Annotated in this window: 14 protein-coding genes and 1 tRNA gene; 7 read left to right on the plus strand and 8 right to left on the minus strand. The window is 55.7% G+C overall.

What is annotated here, in order from left to right:
• Positions 1 to 43: 43 nt before the first annotated feature.
• Positions 44 to 1,516 (minus strand): EmmdR/YeeO family multidrug/toxin efflux MATE transporter, encoded by a 1,473-nt coding sequence (locus tag AFK65_RS12670; RefSeq protein ID WP_007699358.1) that lies wholly within the window; start codon positions 1,514 to 1,516, stop codon positions 44 to 46.
• 190 nt (positions 1,517 to 1,706) lie between these two features.
• Between AFK65_RS12670 and AFK65_RS12675 the strand changes: the two genes are divergently transcribed.
• The 5 genes from AFK65_RS12675 (at position 1,707) to AFK65_RS12685 (ending at position 5,229) form a co-directional block, all read left to right on the plus strand.
• A tRNA-Asn gene (locus AFK65_RS12675) sits at positions 1,707 to 1,782 on the plus strand.
• A 376-nt stretch (positions 1,783 to 2,158) separates the two neighbouring features.
• A complete protein-coding gene (locus tag AFK65_RS12680; protein WP_038856805.1) occupies positions 2,159 to 2,668 on the plus strand; it encodes a DUF3304 domain-containing protein in 510 nt (169 codons plus the stop codon).
• 10 nt (positions 2,669 to 2,678) lie between these two features.
• Entirely contained in the window at positions 2,679 to 2,831 is a 153-nt protein-coding gene (locus AFK65_RS22020) for a hypothetical protein (protein ID WP_007699361.1), read from the plus strand.
• Between the two features lie 58 nt (positions 2,832 to 2,889).
• On the plus strand, positions 2,890 to 3,417 hold the full coding sequence (locus AFK65_RS21130) for a hypothetical protein (protein ID WP_071602504.1): 528 nt from the start codon (positions 2,890 to 2,892) through the stop codon (positions 3,415 to 3,417).
• Between the two features lie 18 nt (positions 3,418 to 3,435).
• Positions 3,436 to 5,229, plus strand: a complete 1,794-nt coding sequence (locus tag AFK65_RS12685; RefSeq protein ID WP_007699363.1) for a DUF2235 domain-containing protein — start codon at positions 3,436 to 3,438, stop codon at positions 5,227 to 5,229.
• A gap of 179 nt (positions 5,230 to 5,408) precedes the next feature.
• On the opposite strand, the gene AFK65_RS12690 is transcribed toward AFK65_RS12685, so the two are convergent.
• The 4 genes from AFK65_RS12690 to dacD form a co-directional block, all read right to left on the minus strand.
• Complete coding sequence (locus AFK65_RS12690) at positions 5,409 to 5,747, minus strand: DUF496 family protein (protein WP_004385327.1); 339 nt, start codon at positions 5,745 to 5,747, stop codon at positions 5,409 to 5,411.
• 168 nt (positions 5,748 to 5,915) lie between these two features.
• Positions 5,916 to 6,974 (minus strand): FUSC family protein, encoded by a 1,059-nt coding sequence (locus AFK65_RS12695; protein WP_007699370.1) that lies wholly within the window; start codon positions 6,972 to 6,974, stop codon positions 5,916 to 5,918.
• A gap of 200 nt (positions 6,975 to 7,174) precedes the next feature.
• Entirely contained in the window at positions 7,175 to 7,648 is a 474-nt protein-coding gene (sbmC, locus tag AFK65_RS12700) for a DNA gyrase inhibitor SbmC (RefSeq protein WP_007699371.1), read from the minus strand.
• Positions 7,649 to 7,735: 87 nt separating this feature from the next.
• Positions 7,736 to 8,908, minus strand: a complete 1,173-nt coding sequence (gene dacD, locus AFK65_RS12705; RefSeq protein ID WP_144421405.1) for a serine-type D-Ala-D-Ala carboxypeptidase DacD — start codon at positions 8,906 to 8,908, stop codon at positions 7,736 to 7,738.
• A gap of 237 nt (positions 8,909 to 9,145) precedes the next feature.
• Between dacD and AFK65_RS12710 the strand changes: the two genes are divergently transcribed.
• A complete protein-coding gene (locus AFK65_RS12710; RefSeq protein WP_007699373.1) occupies positions 9,146 to 10,297 on the plus strand; it encodes an acyltransferase family protein in 1,152 nt (383 codons plus the stop codon).
• A gap of 77 nt (positions 10,298 to 10,374) precedes the next feature.
• The gene (gene sbcB / locus AFK65_RS12715) at positions 10,375 to 11,802 is read left to right on the plus strand and encodes an exodeoxyribonuclease I (protein ID WP_038857153.1); all 1,428 of its coding nucleotides are present in this window, start codon (positions 10,375 to 10,377) and stop codon (positions 11,800 to 11,802) included.
• A 289-nt stretch (positions 11,803 to 12,091) separates the two neighbouring features.
• Here the strand turns inward: sbcB and AFK65_RS12720 are convergent, their stop codons facing one another.
• The 3 genes from AFK65_RS12720 to gabT form a co-directional block, all read right to left on the minus strand.
• Complete coding sequence (locus AFK65_RS12720; protein WP_007794764.1) at positions 12,092 to 13,453, minus strand: APC family permease; 1,362 nt, start codon at positions 13,451 to 13,453, stop codon at positions 12,092 to 12,094.
• Complete coding sequence (gene yoeI / locus AFK65_RS22440; RefSeq protein ID WP_097566144.1) at positions 13,443 to 13,505, minus strand: membrane protein YoeI; 63 nt, start codon at positions 13,503 to 13,505, stop codon at positions 13,443 to 13,445. Before yoeI ends, AFK65_RS12720 begins: the two co-directional genes overlap by 11 nt.
• 136 nt (positions 13,506 to 13,641) lie before the next feature.
• A complete protein-coding gene (gene gabT, locus AFK65_RS12725) occupies positions 13,642 to 14,937 on the minus strand; it encodes a 4-aminobutyrate--2-oxoglutarate transaminase (protein WP_007699375.1) in 1,296 nt (431 codons plus the stop codon).
• Between the last annotated feature and the right edge of the window lie 230 nt (positions 14,938 to 15,167).

The following is a 15,167-nucleotide window of genomic DNA, read 5'->3' on the forward strand; positions in this document are numbered from 1 at the left end:
AAAGCCCGCTTTTTAGCGGGCTTTTTGCTTTTCTGCTTAAGGCTTACATCGCCTTCGGTTGCCCCGGCGGTGCGGGTGTGTCCAGCACCACGGGCCGCTTCGGCGGGCGCGGATATTTCTGTAGCCACTTGCCGCTCACCATGCGCCAGTAGAAGAAGACGCCGCGCACGGCCCAGTCGAGGAACATGCCGAGCCACACGCCCACAACGCCCATGCCGAGCACGATCCCGAGCGTATACCCCGCCACGACGCGACAGCCCCACATGCCGAGCATCGATACCCACATCGCAAAGCGCGCGTCGCGCGCGCCTTTAAGCCCCGCCGGGAGCACCCACGAGGCCGCCCAGATCGGCATAAACGCCGCGTTGAGCCACAGCAGGACTTTTACGACCTCTTTCACATCGTCTTCATGGGTATAAAACGAGGCGAACAGCCCGGCGAACGGCGCGCTCACCCAGGCGATAGCGGTCAGCATAATCGTTGAAAGCCAGAAAACGTGGCGCAGCTCGCGCTCGGCCTGGCCAATCTGCCCTTTGCCGAGACGTTTACCGGTGATGATAGTGGAAGCAGAGCCGAGCGCGTTCCCCGGCAGGTTAATCAGCGCGGCGACCGAGAACGCGATAAAGTTGCCGGCAATCACGTTGGTGCCCATGCCCGCCACAAACATCTGCGTCAAGAGTTTGCCGCCGTTAAACAGCACCGATTCAATACTCGCAGGCAGTCCGATGCCGAGCACTTCCCAGAGAATATTGAGCTTAAGCGGCGAAAAATAGCTTTTAAGCGAAATGCGCAGCGCCGGGTTAAAGCCAATCATCAGCACATAAAGAATAGCGATAGCGCCGATATAGCGCGAAATAGTGAGCCCCAGCCCGGCGCCGATAAAACCGAGGCCGTGCCAGGAAAATAGCCCGTAAATCAGAAAACCGCTGATCACGATATTCAGGATGTTCATCCCGCCGTTAATCAGCAGCGGGATTTTGGTATTGCCCGCCCCGCGCAGCGCGCCGCTGCCAATAAGCGCGATGGCCGCCGCCGGGTAGCTCCAGGCGGTCAGTTGCAGGTAAATGAGCGCGAGTTCTTTCACCTGTGGCGTCGCCTCGCCCGCCACCACGTCGATGATGTATTCACCGGTCACATGCACCAGCGCCGCCAGCAGAATCGAGACGAGAGTCATCAGCACCAGCGACTGCCTGGCCGCCGCTCTCGCCCGCTTGCGATCGCGCTTGCCGAGGCTGAACGCCACCACGACGGTCGTCCCTAAATCCACCGCGGCGAAAAAGGAGAGCACCACCATATTGAAGCTGTCGGCCAGGCCCACGCCCGCCATCGCTTCTTTGCCGAGCCAGCTTACAAGGAACGTGCTCAACACGCCCATCAGCAGTACGCAGGTGTTTTCCAGCAGGATAGGCACCGCCAGCGGCGTGATTTCGCGCCAGAACAGGACCCGATAGCTTTTTCTTTTCTTGTACCAGGGCGTACGAGCGATAGCCTGGCGAACGGTGGTGGTTACACTCAAAATGAACCTGCGCGTGAAAGTTGAAACCTCATTTCAAATAATGAGTTAGAACCCGCGATCCTGCAAAGGCTTTCCACGGATATTGCCGGAAAATAGCGCGTAATGTTCATAGAATGTCCGAACGCGCAGGCCGAAGGCAAATGGCATTTGACAATTGGCGCGGGGCCGCTATGATTAGCCTCCACACGATTCCTCTGTAGTTCAGTCGGTAGAACGGCGGACTGTTAATCCGTATGTCACTGGTTCGAGTCCAGTCAGAGGAGCCAGATTCAAAAAAGCCCGCTTTTTAGCGGGCTTTTTGCTTTTTCTTTAGCGTACTGTCGTCAAACTTCCTCCCTCTATATTGTGACCTCAGTGCTCCATAGATTCCGCGCATGATGCATTTTTTATGACGTAAACCCACATGTCATAAAAAACACTTAAAAATAAATCTCTGCGATGTCAGTAACTATCTGCGTTGCATCGGGTAAAACTCGCGGTTTGATAACGCCAGCATCACTCCGACACCGCAGAGATGTGCCCAAGCCAATGACATCGGCCGTAAGATTCAACGGCACACACCGGAGCATTGTCTGATCAATATTCCATTATTTTTTAAAGTTTAATATCCCCAAACGAAAGCCAGGCAGGCAGGGAATAAAAATGGGGTTTTATCGTCGGCTCGAAAAAATAGATGCGGCAGTTAACCAGGGATATGCCCGCTGGGGCAAATGGATCTGGTTTGGGTTATCACTCCCGGTGATGATTTACGCCGCCTGGCTGGTGTGGGCAAGTATCTGGGGACCGCCAACCGGGGCGGTAACGCTGATAATTCATAGCGAACTGGATCGTCCGGTTCTGGGCTTTAGTGTTAATGGTGTGGCGGGTTCCAATGCATCAGCCCATGGCGGTGGTGGTGCTACATGTTGCGGCAGCATTGAAGGTAAGACAGCAGAGGTTATCTGGACGTTAGATATAACACACGAGCAATATTTGAACGGTATGCGTTTAGAAACTCGCCGTGTCGTTATACCACTCCCAAAGCGTGAATGGGGAGAAGACAACTTACATGTTCATTTCTTACCGGGCGATAAAGTATGGCTGGGCTGGAGTAAGGATGCCTGGTCACCCTATGAGAAGCGCCCGGATAATATTAAACAACCGAAGAGTTAAAGGGAAAATAATGGATATGGATATAGAAAGTCTGATAGCTGCGGCAAGCCGCGCCCAACAAGACAGTGAGCATAAGCTTGGAACTTGTTCACGTATCTGGCATATCGGTTTCTTTTTTGATGGCATGGGTCGCAATATTGAGCGGGAAGCGGCGGCTGATTAATATTTAATAATTATGTAAACCGCCTTAAAAATAAACGTCACACTGACAAGGAATAAAAATGGGATTTTATCGTCGGCTCGAAAAAATAGATGCGGCAGTTAACCGGGGATATACCCGCTGGGGCAAATGGATCTGGTTTGAGTTATCACTCCCGGTGATGATTTACGCCGCCTGGCTGGTGTGGGCAAGTATCTGGGGACCGCCAACCGGGGCGGTAACGCTGATAATTCATAGTAATCTTGATCGTCCCATCCGAGGGTTTAGTATTAATGGTATAGCGGGAGGTAATACTTTCGCTCGAAATAAAAGCAACCCTTATTCATCTGATACTGGTGGGGTAACCTGTTGTGGTAATATAAGCGGTAATACAGCTGTGATTATATGGACGGTCGATTATACACTGACACAATACAATGCAGGAGTAAGAACTGAAGTACATAAGGTAAGAGTCCCACTCCCTAAGCGTAATTGGGGCGAAAATTATCTCCATGTTTATTTTCTTGAAAAGAATAAAGTGTATTTATGGTGGAGCACTAATTTTTCTCATCCTGATATCGATTCTTTATCTAATGATAAAAAAAATTAATCAAAAGGAGTCAAAATAATGGATATAGAATCTCTGATTGCAGCGGCAAGCCGCGCCCAGCAGGCCAGCGAGCATAATATTGGTAATTGTTCACGTATCTGGCATGTCGCTTTATTTTTTGATGGCATAGGTCGTAATATTGAACAGGATGCAGCGAAGAATCGTTTTAGCAACATTGCAAAGTTGTTCAGAGCCTATCCAATTTCGCAAATGAATACCTCACATACGAGTTATTCCAAGTTTTATTTTTCAGGTCTCGGCACCCCCTTCCATGAAGATTTAACAACAAAACTTCACACCCTTCTGGATAGCGCGCAAGACACTGCGCTGGATGATTTAAAAGATCAACCCAAAGAGATGGCAAAAGACGCCGGCAAAGAGATACTGAAGGGCAATAACTGGTATGAGGTTTTAAAAGAGAGCGGTAAGAAACTGCTTAACCCTACCGAATGGCGCAATCTGGTGACGGGTATTGTTACTGATATCGTAAAAAAAGTCGGTATTGAGGCGACGCCCTGTATACGTGATAACCCGCTGGTTGCTGATATTCTGGTTACGGGAGTAGATACACGGATAACATCTGCCAAAGTGCGTTTTAAAGAATATTTTGAAAGAGCCAAAGCCAGTAGCGAAGTTCCCATCAAACTTATCTCCGTCTCCCTGTTTGGTTTCGATCTTGGCGCCACACTGGTGCGGAAATTTATTGATGAATTTCTGAGCGAGATGTGCCAGAAGCAAGGCGACAGCTACACCTGGCAGGGTATTCCGGTAGATATTATTTTTACCGGGCTGTTTGACTGTTCACGGGATACTGCCGCCAGTAACAATAATGGTCTGGACTACGTTATCAGCGCCGCTGGCGGGCCATTACGCTCGCTCAGCGTGATGTTTGGCAGAAAATATATCGACCACTTTTCGGTGTTGCCGCAGGCGGTGAAGAACGCTCTGCATCTGGTGGCGGCGCATGAGCGACGGGTGTGGCGTTGCCTGTACCGGCTTGGCAGTAACCATCCCAGGCATCGGGAAGAGCTAATGCCGGGCTGCAGCGAAGATATCGGCGGTGGGCTGAAACCCGGCGAGCAGAAACCCAGTGCAGAGTTATGCCGGGTCGCCCTGCAGCGTATGTACCGGGAAGCGACGATGGCTGGCGTGCCGTTTCCTGATTTCCGTACTCTTGATAAAACAGATACTGATGTCGCCAGCTATTTCATCATGCAGGATAACGTTAAAAACGCGTCCGTAGAGCAGTGGGTGCAGCGTTATCAAAAAGCTGTGCAGTACAAAGCCGTCAGCCCCTCCTCGCAAAATCTGCATCTTGACAGCTATTTTGAGTGGCTGGGGCTGCAATATTATCAGTACCGCTGTGAGCGCCAGCAGCTGGAGAAGCATCAGGCAGAAATCACGCTGGCGGCGGGCAACAGCGCCGGGCTGCTGGGAATAACCCCGCAGGGCAAGGAGCAGGGGATGAATATCCAGGATAAAATAGAGGTCCTGGACCGCCACTGGGGCTGGTTAGATGAGATTAATGATGCCGCCTTCGCATTGATTAATACGATTGAAAACCCCGGCCCGCATGATACACAGATGCGGCTTTTCCCGGATGTTTACGAGCCTGCCTACCAGCGGGCGAAGTGGTTTCACCAGTGCAGGATTAACGCTTATCTCGGAGAAGCGCCACCGCAGCCCTGGTTTACTGCCACGCCGGAAATATTCGCTTATTTTGTCCATGACCTGATCACGGTTGACAGAGGGGCGCGCATTTCGCGGGATTTTCTGGTGGTACGCGCATCGGAAATTCCCCAGGCTGAATAAGCGGAAAAGGCAATACGGCGTTTAGCTTATCAGGCTGTTCATAGCGAAAGTGTGCCTGTTAATAACAGATATTAAAAAGCCCGCTTTTTAGCGTGCTTTTTGCTTTTGGATGTTCGCGCGCCAGGAAAGACGTGCGCCACACCGCAGACATAAAAAAACCGCCGAAGCGGTTTTTTTACTTATTCTTCGCCTTTCGGCTCGTGCACTTTCAGCTCGCCCATCGCTTTGAGCTTTTTGGAGATCTCGCGGCGCTCTTTGGAGATCTCGGCGTTTTTGATGATGTAGTCATCAACGCGGTCTTCGTAGTCGCTCTTCATGCTGGCGATAATGCCCTGGATGGCTTCGACGCTCATGCCCGGCTTGATGTAGTCGCTCAGGTTGTCGAGCAGCAGCACGCGCTTCTGGTTGTCACGAATTTTCTTCTCGACGTCCTGAATTTCACGCTGCAGCTTGTTCTTACGGCGGAACAGACGCACGAACTCAAGAACGTCCTGGAATGAAGGTTTGCTGTTTTCCATTTTTACACCCCTGCTGAATTTAAGACTCGGATTCGTTTAAACAACCGCATGGCGTAAACCTTACTGTCAGCGGCGGTTGATGACAATGGTTTTATCCCGTTCAGGATGCCTGTGGTTATCATAGCCTGAAACGGTGCTGAATCGAAACAAGCGCCGGTCGTCTGCGGATTATTTGCGCAGCGCCCGACAAATAAGCTGAGAAAGGCGCTCCAGCTGCAGCGCCAGCTCCATGCTCAACCATACATAGCCGTGAATCGGCGTTTCCACCAGCGCACCCTGCTGCCCTTCGCTCATCAGCGCGCGCAGCTCCTGAGCGATTTCCGCGAGCTTCTCGCGGTTGGCCATCACCGGCGACGGGTTCCCTTCGCGCAGCGCCTGCGCAATCGCCGCCAGCGTGTTCTCCGTCATCTGCTGCGAATCGCGCAGGGTACGGGCGTTAATCATCAGAAAATGGCTTTCGCGCGAAGCCCACCAGGCGTTGATCTGCATCTCAAGCGTACAGACCATATTGCGGCTGGTGGTCTGAATAGCCTCGAAAATCGCCCGCTGAATGTGCGTTTCTTTGCTGGCGGGCGTGATAAACGCGCGCAGCTTCACGACGCTGCCGAGGATATTCTGCAACGGCTTATCGAGCCGCGGGCGCTCCACCAGGTTTGGCGACAGCCCGGCGTGATAAATCTTCGCGAAATCGCCGACGAAATTCGCCATCTGGATACGCCAGTGAATAAACGCCCGCTGCGGCCAGAGGCTTGTAAAGAGCATCGCCAGCAGCGAGCCGAAAATCACATCACCGCCGCGCCAGAGCGCGACCAGCATGTCGCCCTGCGGCGAGCCGACCACCACGGACAGCGTAATGCCGATCAGCAGCGCCTGGTAGGGCCGCTTGCCGAGCGCCAGAAAGCCGCACAGAAACATCGCCAGCGCGCACCACAACAGCATCAGCGGCAGCGACCAGCCTTCAAGTTGCAGCGCCACCAGCCCAAGCGCCGCGCCGAGGATGGTGCCGCCAATGCGCTCAAAGGCGCGCGGAACCACGTTCCCCCAGAATGAGATAGGCCCCATCACCACCACCAGCGTGATGAGCGGCCAGGTGCCTTCCGGCACGTTCAGCATCCGCACCAGTAGAAATGTCAGGATAAACGCCAGCGCAATGCGCACCCCATGCACGATGCGGTAATGCTGGTAGAGACGGATTTCAAAAGAGGAGAGTGATTTATCGGCACGCACGCTGACTTTCCCGTTAACAGCCTGGATGAAACGTCGCTTCAGGCGAAACGCCTGAAAATAAGGGGCGCTATTTTCTGATAAAACTCGGGGAAAAGCTGTAAATTTTCGGAAAAGATGAGCGAATGACTGAGAAATTAACGTTATTTTGCCATTTACTTAACAAAAAGCGCGCCCGCCGCCAGTGCGGGGGCGCAGGGGTATTATTCGCCGGAGGTCTGGACCGGGATATACATGTCGATGTCCCAGTAACCGTCTTGCTTGCCATCGTTCAGGTAGATTTCAAAACACGGACGCGCCGCCATCTGGTAACGCACATCCTGATGCAGCCGGGTAAAGAACGCGAGCCACGGCGTGCCGAAATCGTTGTTCTCAACGCGGGCGCGCGCCACCGCGTACTGGCCGCCCGGCAGGTCAGTCAGGATCACGCCGACGCTGTTCTCCGGCAGGGTGAAATCCGCCGGCACCTCAACGACCGTATCGGCGCGCAGCTTCTCCGGGGCGACCTGCTGCGGATTATCGTAATAAACCGCCAGCCAGGCCTGCGGCTGGATATGAAAGTTATCCACCCACAGAGAGAGCTGCTCAAACCCCTGGGGCACCGTTTTCTCCCACGGGCCGACCAGATGAAAACCGGCGATTTTACGCGTTAAGACATGCTCGATGGTGTAATCCATGTTCACTCCTCGCTGTTCAAAATAGCGAGTATAGTGTGCGGCGCTCATCCGGGCGTCTGTGAGCGCCCTCGCGTTCGCAAAAAACGGTTACAGCGTCAGGTGCAGCCAGTCGCCAAAGCGCGAGAAGACGCCGCCCTTTTTCACGTTCTCAAGCGTCACCAGCGGCATACGCGCAATAATCGTATCGCCGTTATAGAGCTCTATCTCACCCACTCTTTCATTCGCGTCCAGCGGCGCGTCGAGGCGCTCGCGATCGAGCAGATATTTCGCCTTCACATTCGCGAGCTGCGTCTTCGGCAGCGTCAGCCAGAAATCGCGATCGGTGCCGACCGCCACCTGTTCGTTTTTACCGTACCAGACGCGCTCGGTGCCCACTTTCTTGCCCTTTTGCAGGATCTCCACGGTATCGAAAGTCTGCTGGCCCCAGTGCAGCAGTTTACGCGCCTGGTCTTCGCGCCCTTTCGGGCTGTCGGCGCCCATAATCACCGCGATCAGGCGGCGCTTGCCGTCGACGCTGGAGGCGATCAGGTTAAAACCCGCGCCTGAGGTGTGCCCGGTTTTCAGCCCGTCGACATTGAGCGTCTTATCCCACAGCAGGCCGTTGCGGTTCTGCTGGGTGATGCCGTTCCAGGTGAGGCTCTTTTCGCTGTACATATGATAAAACGCGGGCTCGCCGTGAATGATGGCGCGCGACAGTACCGCCAGATCGTAAGCGGAGCTGTGCTGCCCCGGCGCGTCCAGACCATGCACCGTTTCAAAATGGGTGTCTTTCAGGCCGAGCTTTTGGACGTAATCATTCATCATCGCGACGAACTGCGGCTGGCCGCCCGCCACGTAATCGGCCAGCGCCACGCAGGCGTCATTGCCGGAATCGACAATCAGGCCGCGGCTGAGGTCGCGCACCGTGACGCGATCGCCCGCCTTCAGAAACATCAGCGACGAGCCCTCAAACACCGGGTTATCTTTCGCCCAGGCGTCTTTCCCGACGGTCACCACGTCATCCGGCGTGATGCGATGGCTGTCGATGGCGCGGTCCACCACATAGCCGGTCATTAATTTGGTGAGACTTGCCGGGTTACGCTGTTGATGCTCGTTATTCGCCGCCAGTATTTGTCCGGTCGTGTAATCCATCAACACATAGCTGCCCGCCATAATGGCTGGCGGCTGCGGCATGGAAAGCGCGGCGGCGTGCGCCTGCGCGGTAATACCGGCCAGCATGATGCAGGAAACGGCAATCATTGGTCTAAATTTCAACAGCATATCCTCTGTAACTTCGCGATGGGGCGCCTTTTTTACGGCAGTTTGTATTTCCTTGCTCCGATAAATTGCAAGGAAATATGAATAAGATGTGCCTTAACATAAATTTCCGCCGTGTCGTTTACCTGCCGATAACAGGCTGCGGAAAATCTGATAATAAACATTTCACGTACTCTTCCGATTGTTATAAAGGCCGACTCTTTTTAGCCTGGTGACTTTTAAAAGGCTGAGGAGAAGGGTATGGCGCAGGGTAAAAGCTGGTCGCCGGAGCTGGAGGGGTTACGCGGTCTCGCGTCGCTGTGGGTGCTGCTGGGGCATATTTGTCTGCTGGTGCAGTGCCGCATTCCCCTGTTATACGATCCGGGAATGGGCGTCGATCTGTTTATTTTGCTGTCGGGTTTTCTGATGGCGAAGAATTATATGGAGCGTCGGGACATTGAGCCGTGGACCAGTGGCCATACTATGCGTAATTTCTGGCTACGCCGCTTTTTCCGGATCGCGCCGCTCTATTACTTCCTGCTGCTGTTAGCGCTTATTTTCGGCGCGGCGTTCGGCGAATGGCGCGATATCATCGCTCAGGCCTGGCCATCGACGCTAACCGAAAGCCAGCGCTATGCCGATACCTCCGCGGGGAATATTCTCGCGCATATTTCGTTTGTCTTCGGCGCTATCCCTTATTATTCGTTCCGCACGGTATTGCCGGACTGGAGTATCGGGCTGGAAATGCAGTTCTACGTGCTGTTCCCGTTCATTATGCTGCTGGTGATGCGCTGGGGCTTTTTCGCCGCCGCCTTCGCGGTAATGGTGGCCTGCTTCGCGGCGCGCTGGGCGTTGCCGGGCTATTTCGAGGCGTTCCCGATGCCCTCGATGATCCTGATTAAGCTGCCGCTGTTTGTCGCGGGCATGTTGATAGCCGCCGCCGTGCGCGAGAGCCGCCGCCTGTTGCTGCTGCTGGCGTTCCTGGCCCCGGTGCTGGCCTGGCAGATGCATATCGCGGTGACGCCGGTTCGTCTTATCGCCCAGTGCGTGATGATTGCCGGCCTCGGCGCGCTGCTGTGGCAGGCGCGGGCGGGCTCGCTGCTGCATCAGGCGATGCGTCTGCCGCGCTGGCTGCTGACGCGCCGTATCAGCCAGTTTCTGGGCGATGTCTCCTATTCGGTCTATCTGCTGCACCTGATGATTGTTATTCCGGTTATCGGGCTGCTGGTGGAGCACAGCGCGTTTGAACAGCACGCCTCGCCGGTGCGCCTGCTCATCGCCGCCGCCATCAGCCTGCCGGTGACGTACGCGCTGGCGACGGTGCTCTTCCACCGCGTGGAGAAACCGGGCATTGCGCTTGGCAAACGGCTGATTACCCGCAAACCGGTGCAGCCGGAGCAGGTCATGCCTTAAGACCGCTGCCACTTCTTCCTGAGAGGGCTATGGTTTACCATAGCCCTGTTTTTTTACTTACTCTGGATGGTGACCTGGTGTCTGATTCTGCCGCGCAACCGACTTTTCTGTTCCACGATTACGAAACCTTCGGCAAAAGCCCCTCGCTGGACCGCCCGGCGCAGTTCGCCGCCCTGCGCACCGATGAGAATTTCACGGTTATCGGCGAGCCGGACGTCTTTTACTGCAAGCCCGCCGACGATTATCTCCCTCAACCAGAAGCGGTGCTGATAACCGGCATTACGCCGCAGGTGGCCCGCGCGCGCGGCGAAAACGAAGCCGAATTCGCAAGACGCATCCACGCGCTGTTCACCGTGCCGAAAACCTGCGTGGTCGGCTATAACAACGTGCGCTTCGATGACGAAGTGACGCGCAATATTTTCTATCGCAACTTCTACGATCCCTACGCCTGGAGCTGGCAGAACGATAACTCGCGCTGGGATCTGCTGGATGTGATGCGCGCCTGTTACGCGCTGCGCCCGGAAGGCATCGTCTGGCCGGAGAACAGCGACGGGCTGCCAAGCTTTCGTCTTGAGCATTTAACCGTCGCCAACGGGATTGAACACGCCAACGCGCACGACGCGATGGCGGATGTGTATGCGACCATCGCCATGGCGCAGCTGGTGAAAACCCGCCAGCCGCGGATGTTCGACTATCTCTACACCTACCGCAGTAAGCAAAAGCTGGCGACTCTGGTGGATATCGTCCAGATGAAACCGCTGGTGCACGTTTCCGGCATGTTCGGCGCGTGGCGCGGCAATACCAGCTGGATAGCGCCCGTCGCCTGGCACCCGGAAAACCGTAACGCGGTGATTGTGGTGGATCTGGCGGGCGATATCAGCCCGCTGCTGGAGCTGAACGCCGACGACCTGCGCGAGCGGCTCTATACGCCGAAAGCCGCGCTCGGCGACGCGAGCGCGGTGCCGGTGAAGCTGGTGCATCTCAATAAATGTCCGGTACTGGCGCAGGCTAATACGCTGCGCCCGGAGGACGCCGAGCGTCTCGGCATCGACCGCCAGCACTGTCTGAATAATCTCAAGGTGCTTCGCGATTCGCCGCAGGTGCGCGAAAAACTGGTGACGCTGTTTGCCGAAGCCCCGTCGTTCCCGCCTACCGATAACGTGGATGCGCAGCTCTACGACGGTTTTTTCAGCGACGCCGATCGCGCCGCGATGCGTATCGTGCTGGAGACGCCGCCGCAGAACCTGCCGGCGCTCGATATTACGTTCGTGGATAAGCGTATTGAAAAGCTGCTGTTTAACTACCGGGCGCGCAATTTCCCCGGCACGCTCAGCGAGCAGGAACAGGAGCGCTGGCTTGCGCATCGCCGCGACGTCTTTACGCCGGAATTCCTCCAGGCTTACGCCCAGGAATTAGAGATGCTTTATAACCAGTACGAGAGCGACAAAGAGAAAACGGCGCTGCTGAAAGCGTTGTATCAGTACGCGCAGGAGATGGTCGGGTAAGCGCGGGCGATACCGGTGTGATGGGATATGGCGGGTGCGCTGCGCTTACCCGCCCTACCTACGGGAAATGGTGTTGGTTTTAACAATGGCGGGTGCGCTGCGCTTACCCGCCCTACATATTGCCAACCGAAACGCTCAATCGTAGGGCGGGTAAGCCACGCGCACCCGCCGTCCCATCGACATCCCAATCCATTGCCCCGACCCATCGACATCCCAACACGCCGCCCCAAAACCATCGCCAACAAAAAAGGCTCCCTCAGGAGCCTTTTTGCTGTGCGTATCGCGGTAATTACGCGATATCTTCACGGTACTGCGGTACCGGGTTACGGAAGCTGCGGGTTACGCACGCCAGGTAAACCACACCGATACCGGCCCAGATCAGGCCCAGCACCATGGAGCTTTCTTCCAGGTTCAGCCACAGGGCGCCTACGGTCAGCGCGCCGCATACCGGCAGCAGCAGGTAGGTGAAGTGGTCTTTCAGCGTCTTGTTGCGGCCTTCGCGGATCCAGAACTGCGAAATCACAGACAGGTTCACGAAGGTAAACGCCACCAGCGCACCAAAGTTAATCAGCGCGGTCGCCATCACCAGGTCGAAGTTAATCGCCATCAGCGCGATCGCGCCCACCAGCACCACGTTCAGCGCCGGGGTGCGCCATTTCGGATGCACGTAACCGAAGAAGCGGTTCGGGAACACGCCGTCACGGCCCATCACGTACATCAGACGCGCAACGCCTGCGTGCGCCGCCATACCGGACGCCAGTACGGTCACGGTGGAGAAAATCAGCGCGCCGACCTGGAAGGCTTTGCCTGCCACGTAGAGCATGATTTCCGGCTGGGACGCATCCGGATCTTTAAAGCGCGAGATATCCGGGAAGTAGAGCTGGATAAAATAGGTCGCGAAAATAAAGATCAGGCCGCCGATCAGCGCGGTCAGGAAGATAGCGCGCGGAATAACACGTTCAGCGTCTTTAGTCTCTTCCGACAGGTTGCTGATGCCGTCAAAGCCGGTGAACGAGAAGCACAGAATGGTCGCCCCGGTGATCATCGGGATGACGTGCGCATTCTCAGACCAGAACGGCCGTGAGCTGGTCAGCGTGCCCGCGCCTTCGCCGTGCGCCACGCCATAAATCACCATGCCCAGAATCACGGCGATCAGCACCACCTGCAGCACCACGATAATGGTGTTGAAGTTCGCCACGCCTTTCAGGGTACGCATGTTGAAAACGGTCATGAACGCGACCAGCAGCACCACGAAAATCCACGACGGAATTTCCGGCACCAGCGCTTCAAAGTAAATTTTCGCGAGCAGGATGTTGATCATCGGCGCGAAGAGGTAATCGAGCAGCGACGACCAGCCCACCATGAAGCCCACGGTCGGGTTAATCGCTTTCTGCGCGTAGGTGTACGCCGAGCCCGCAGACGGGAAGCGTTTGACCAGTTTGCCGTAGCTCAGCGCGGTAAAGAGGATCGCGACCAGCGCGAAGGCGTAGGCAGTCGGCACGTGACCGTCCGTCAGGCCAGATACAATACCGAACGTATCGAACAGCGTCATAGGTTGCATATAGGCGAGGCCCATCATAACAACCGGAATCAACGTAAGCGTTTTACGTAATTCCACGCGAGAGGTTTTTGGAGTTGCATTAAGCGACATAATTATTCTCCTTTACGGTGAACATCGCCGCATAAGCGAAAAATTGCCCCATTTTCTGTATTCCTCAGCGACAACAACTGTCGGATTTTAAGTAAGTATCTATCCGGTACGAAGCCCGGCCTCTTGAATTTAATTACGATGCTCTTGACTGCAAAAAAATAACCGACGCGTTGACGTCGGTTAATATCTTATTTTGCAGGGCGCGTATTTTGCACCACTTTGAGGCAGGATGACAAGACGTTGAGACCTTCTGTCACAATTTCTTTCTCTGCGGTGAGCGGAATAAGAAAACGGATGACGTTCGCACGCACGCCGCAGGTCAGTAAAATCAGCCCCTGACGCCCTGCCTCCTGCACCAGTTGCTGGGTCAATTCTTTATCCGGGCGATGGCTGTCGCGCTCATGCACCAGCTCCATCGCCACCATCGCGCCGACGCCGCGCACATCGCCGATAAAGTCATACTCCTGCGCCAGTTCGCGCAGGCGGCTCATCAGCAGTTCGCCCTGGGCGACGGCGCGCTCGTTCAGGCGCTCCTCTTCGATGAGGTCGGTCACCGCCAGCGCCGCCGCGATGCTCACCGGCGAGCCGGCGTAAGTGCCGCCCAGGCCGCCAGGCAGGGCTTTGTCGAACAGCGCCTTTTTACCCACCAGCGCCGAGAGCGGGAAGCCGCCGGCCAGGCTTTTGGCCATGGTAATGAGATCCGGTTCGACGCCTGAATGCTCAATGGCGAAAGTTTTGCCGGTGCGGCAGAAGCCGCTCTGGATCTCATCGACAATCAGCACGATGCCGTGTTTATCGCACAGGGCGCGCAGCTGCTGCATAAACTCGGCAGACGCGGCGTAAAACCCGCCTTCGCCCTGTACCGGCTCGATAATAATCGCCGCCACTTCATCCGGCGCCACGTCCGCGGCGAAAATCCCCGCCAGCGACGCCAGCGCCTGGGTGTCGCTTACGCCCAGATACGCCGCCGGGTATGGCGCGTGATAAATCCCCGCCGGGAAGGGACCATAGCCTTTTTTATAGGGCTGCACTTTGCCGGTAAGCGCCATGCCAAGGAGCGTGCGCCCATGAAACGCGCCGCGAAACGCAATCACCGCCGAGCGCCCCGTGGCGATACGCGCCACTTTAATGGCGTTTTCTACGGCCTCGGCGCCGGTTGAGAGAAACAGCGTCTGGCAGGGTTCGCTGATGGGAGCCAGCCGGTTCAGGCGTTCCGCGAGCTCAATGTAATTGCCGTAAGGCGTGACCTGAAAACAGGGGTGCGTAAAATTATCGAGCTGCGCCTTCACCGCCGCGATAACCGCCGGGTGATTGTGTCCGGTATTCAGCACCGCAATGCCGGAGGCGAAATCGATATAGCGCCGCCCCTCCACATCCCAGATTTCCGCGTTCTTAGCCCGCGCCACAAATACCGGCAACGCGTTACCCACGCCCTGCGGCACCGCCTGCTCGCGTCTCTCCTGCCACTGCTGATTGCTTTGCATCATTGACTCCTGTGCGCAAAAAGCCTCCGCCCAAACAGACGGAGGCAACATTATTCTCATTGGTATATCGGGGGGCGTTAACGTTCGGAAAGAAGCGGTACGGCAGTTTTACATCGCGAAAAAGGGTGGCGAAACCGCTCAAATAGCGCCCGTGATCAAAACATAGCTCAAGGCGAAAGTTCCGCCAGAGCGGGCGCGTGGAAAGTTGACCCGCTGCGAATGCTCAACTA

The sequence above is a fragment of the Cronobacter universalis NCTC 9529 genome (assembly GCF_001277175.1).
GTDB lineage: Bacteria > Pseudomonadota > Gammaproteobacteria > Enterobacterales > Enterobacteriaceae > Cronobacter > Cronobacter universalis.

Coding starts and splice junctions, on each gene's coding strand:
- AFK65_RS12680 (WP_038856805.1), top strand. CDS start 2,159: ATGGGGTTTTATCGTCGGCTCGAAAAAATAGATGCGGCAGTTAACCAG.
- AFK65_RS22020 (WP_007699361.1), top strand. CDS start 2,679: ATGGATATGGATATAGAAAGTCTGATAGCTGCGGCAAGCCGCGCCCAA.
- AFK65_RS21130 (WP_071602504.1), top strand. CDS start 2,890: ATGGGATTTTATCGTCGGCTCGAAAAAATAGATGCGGCAGTTAACCGG.
- AFK65_RS12685 (WP_007699363.1), top strand. CDS start 3,436: ATGGATATAGAATCTCTGATTGCAGCGGCAAGCCGCGCCCAGCAGGCC.
- AFK65_RS12690 (WP_004385327.1), bottom strand. CDS start 5,747: ATGGAAAACAGCAAACCTTCATTCCAGGACGTTCTTGAGTTCGTGCGT.
- sbmC (WP_007699371.1), bottom strand. CDS start 7,648: ATGGATTACACCATCGAGCATGTCTTAACGCGTAAAATCGCCGGTTTT.
- dacD (WP_144421405.1), bottom strand. CDS start 8,908: ATGCTGTTGAAATTTAGACCAATGATTGCCGTTTCCTGCATCATGCTG.
- AFK65_RS12710 (WP_007699373.1), top strand. CDS start 9,146: ATGGCGCAGGGTAAAAGCTGGTCGCCGGAGCTGGAGGGGTTACGCGGT.
- AFK65_RS12720 (WP_007794764.1), bottom strand. CDS start 13,453: ATGTCGCTTAATGCAACTCCAAAAACCTCTCGCGTGGAATTACGTAAA.
- gabT (WP_007699375.1), bottom strand. CDS start 14,937: ATGCAAAGCAATCAGCAGTGGCAGGAGAGACGCGAGCAGGCGGTGCCG.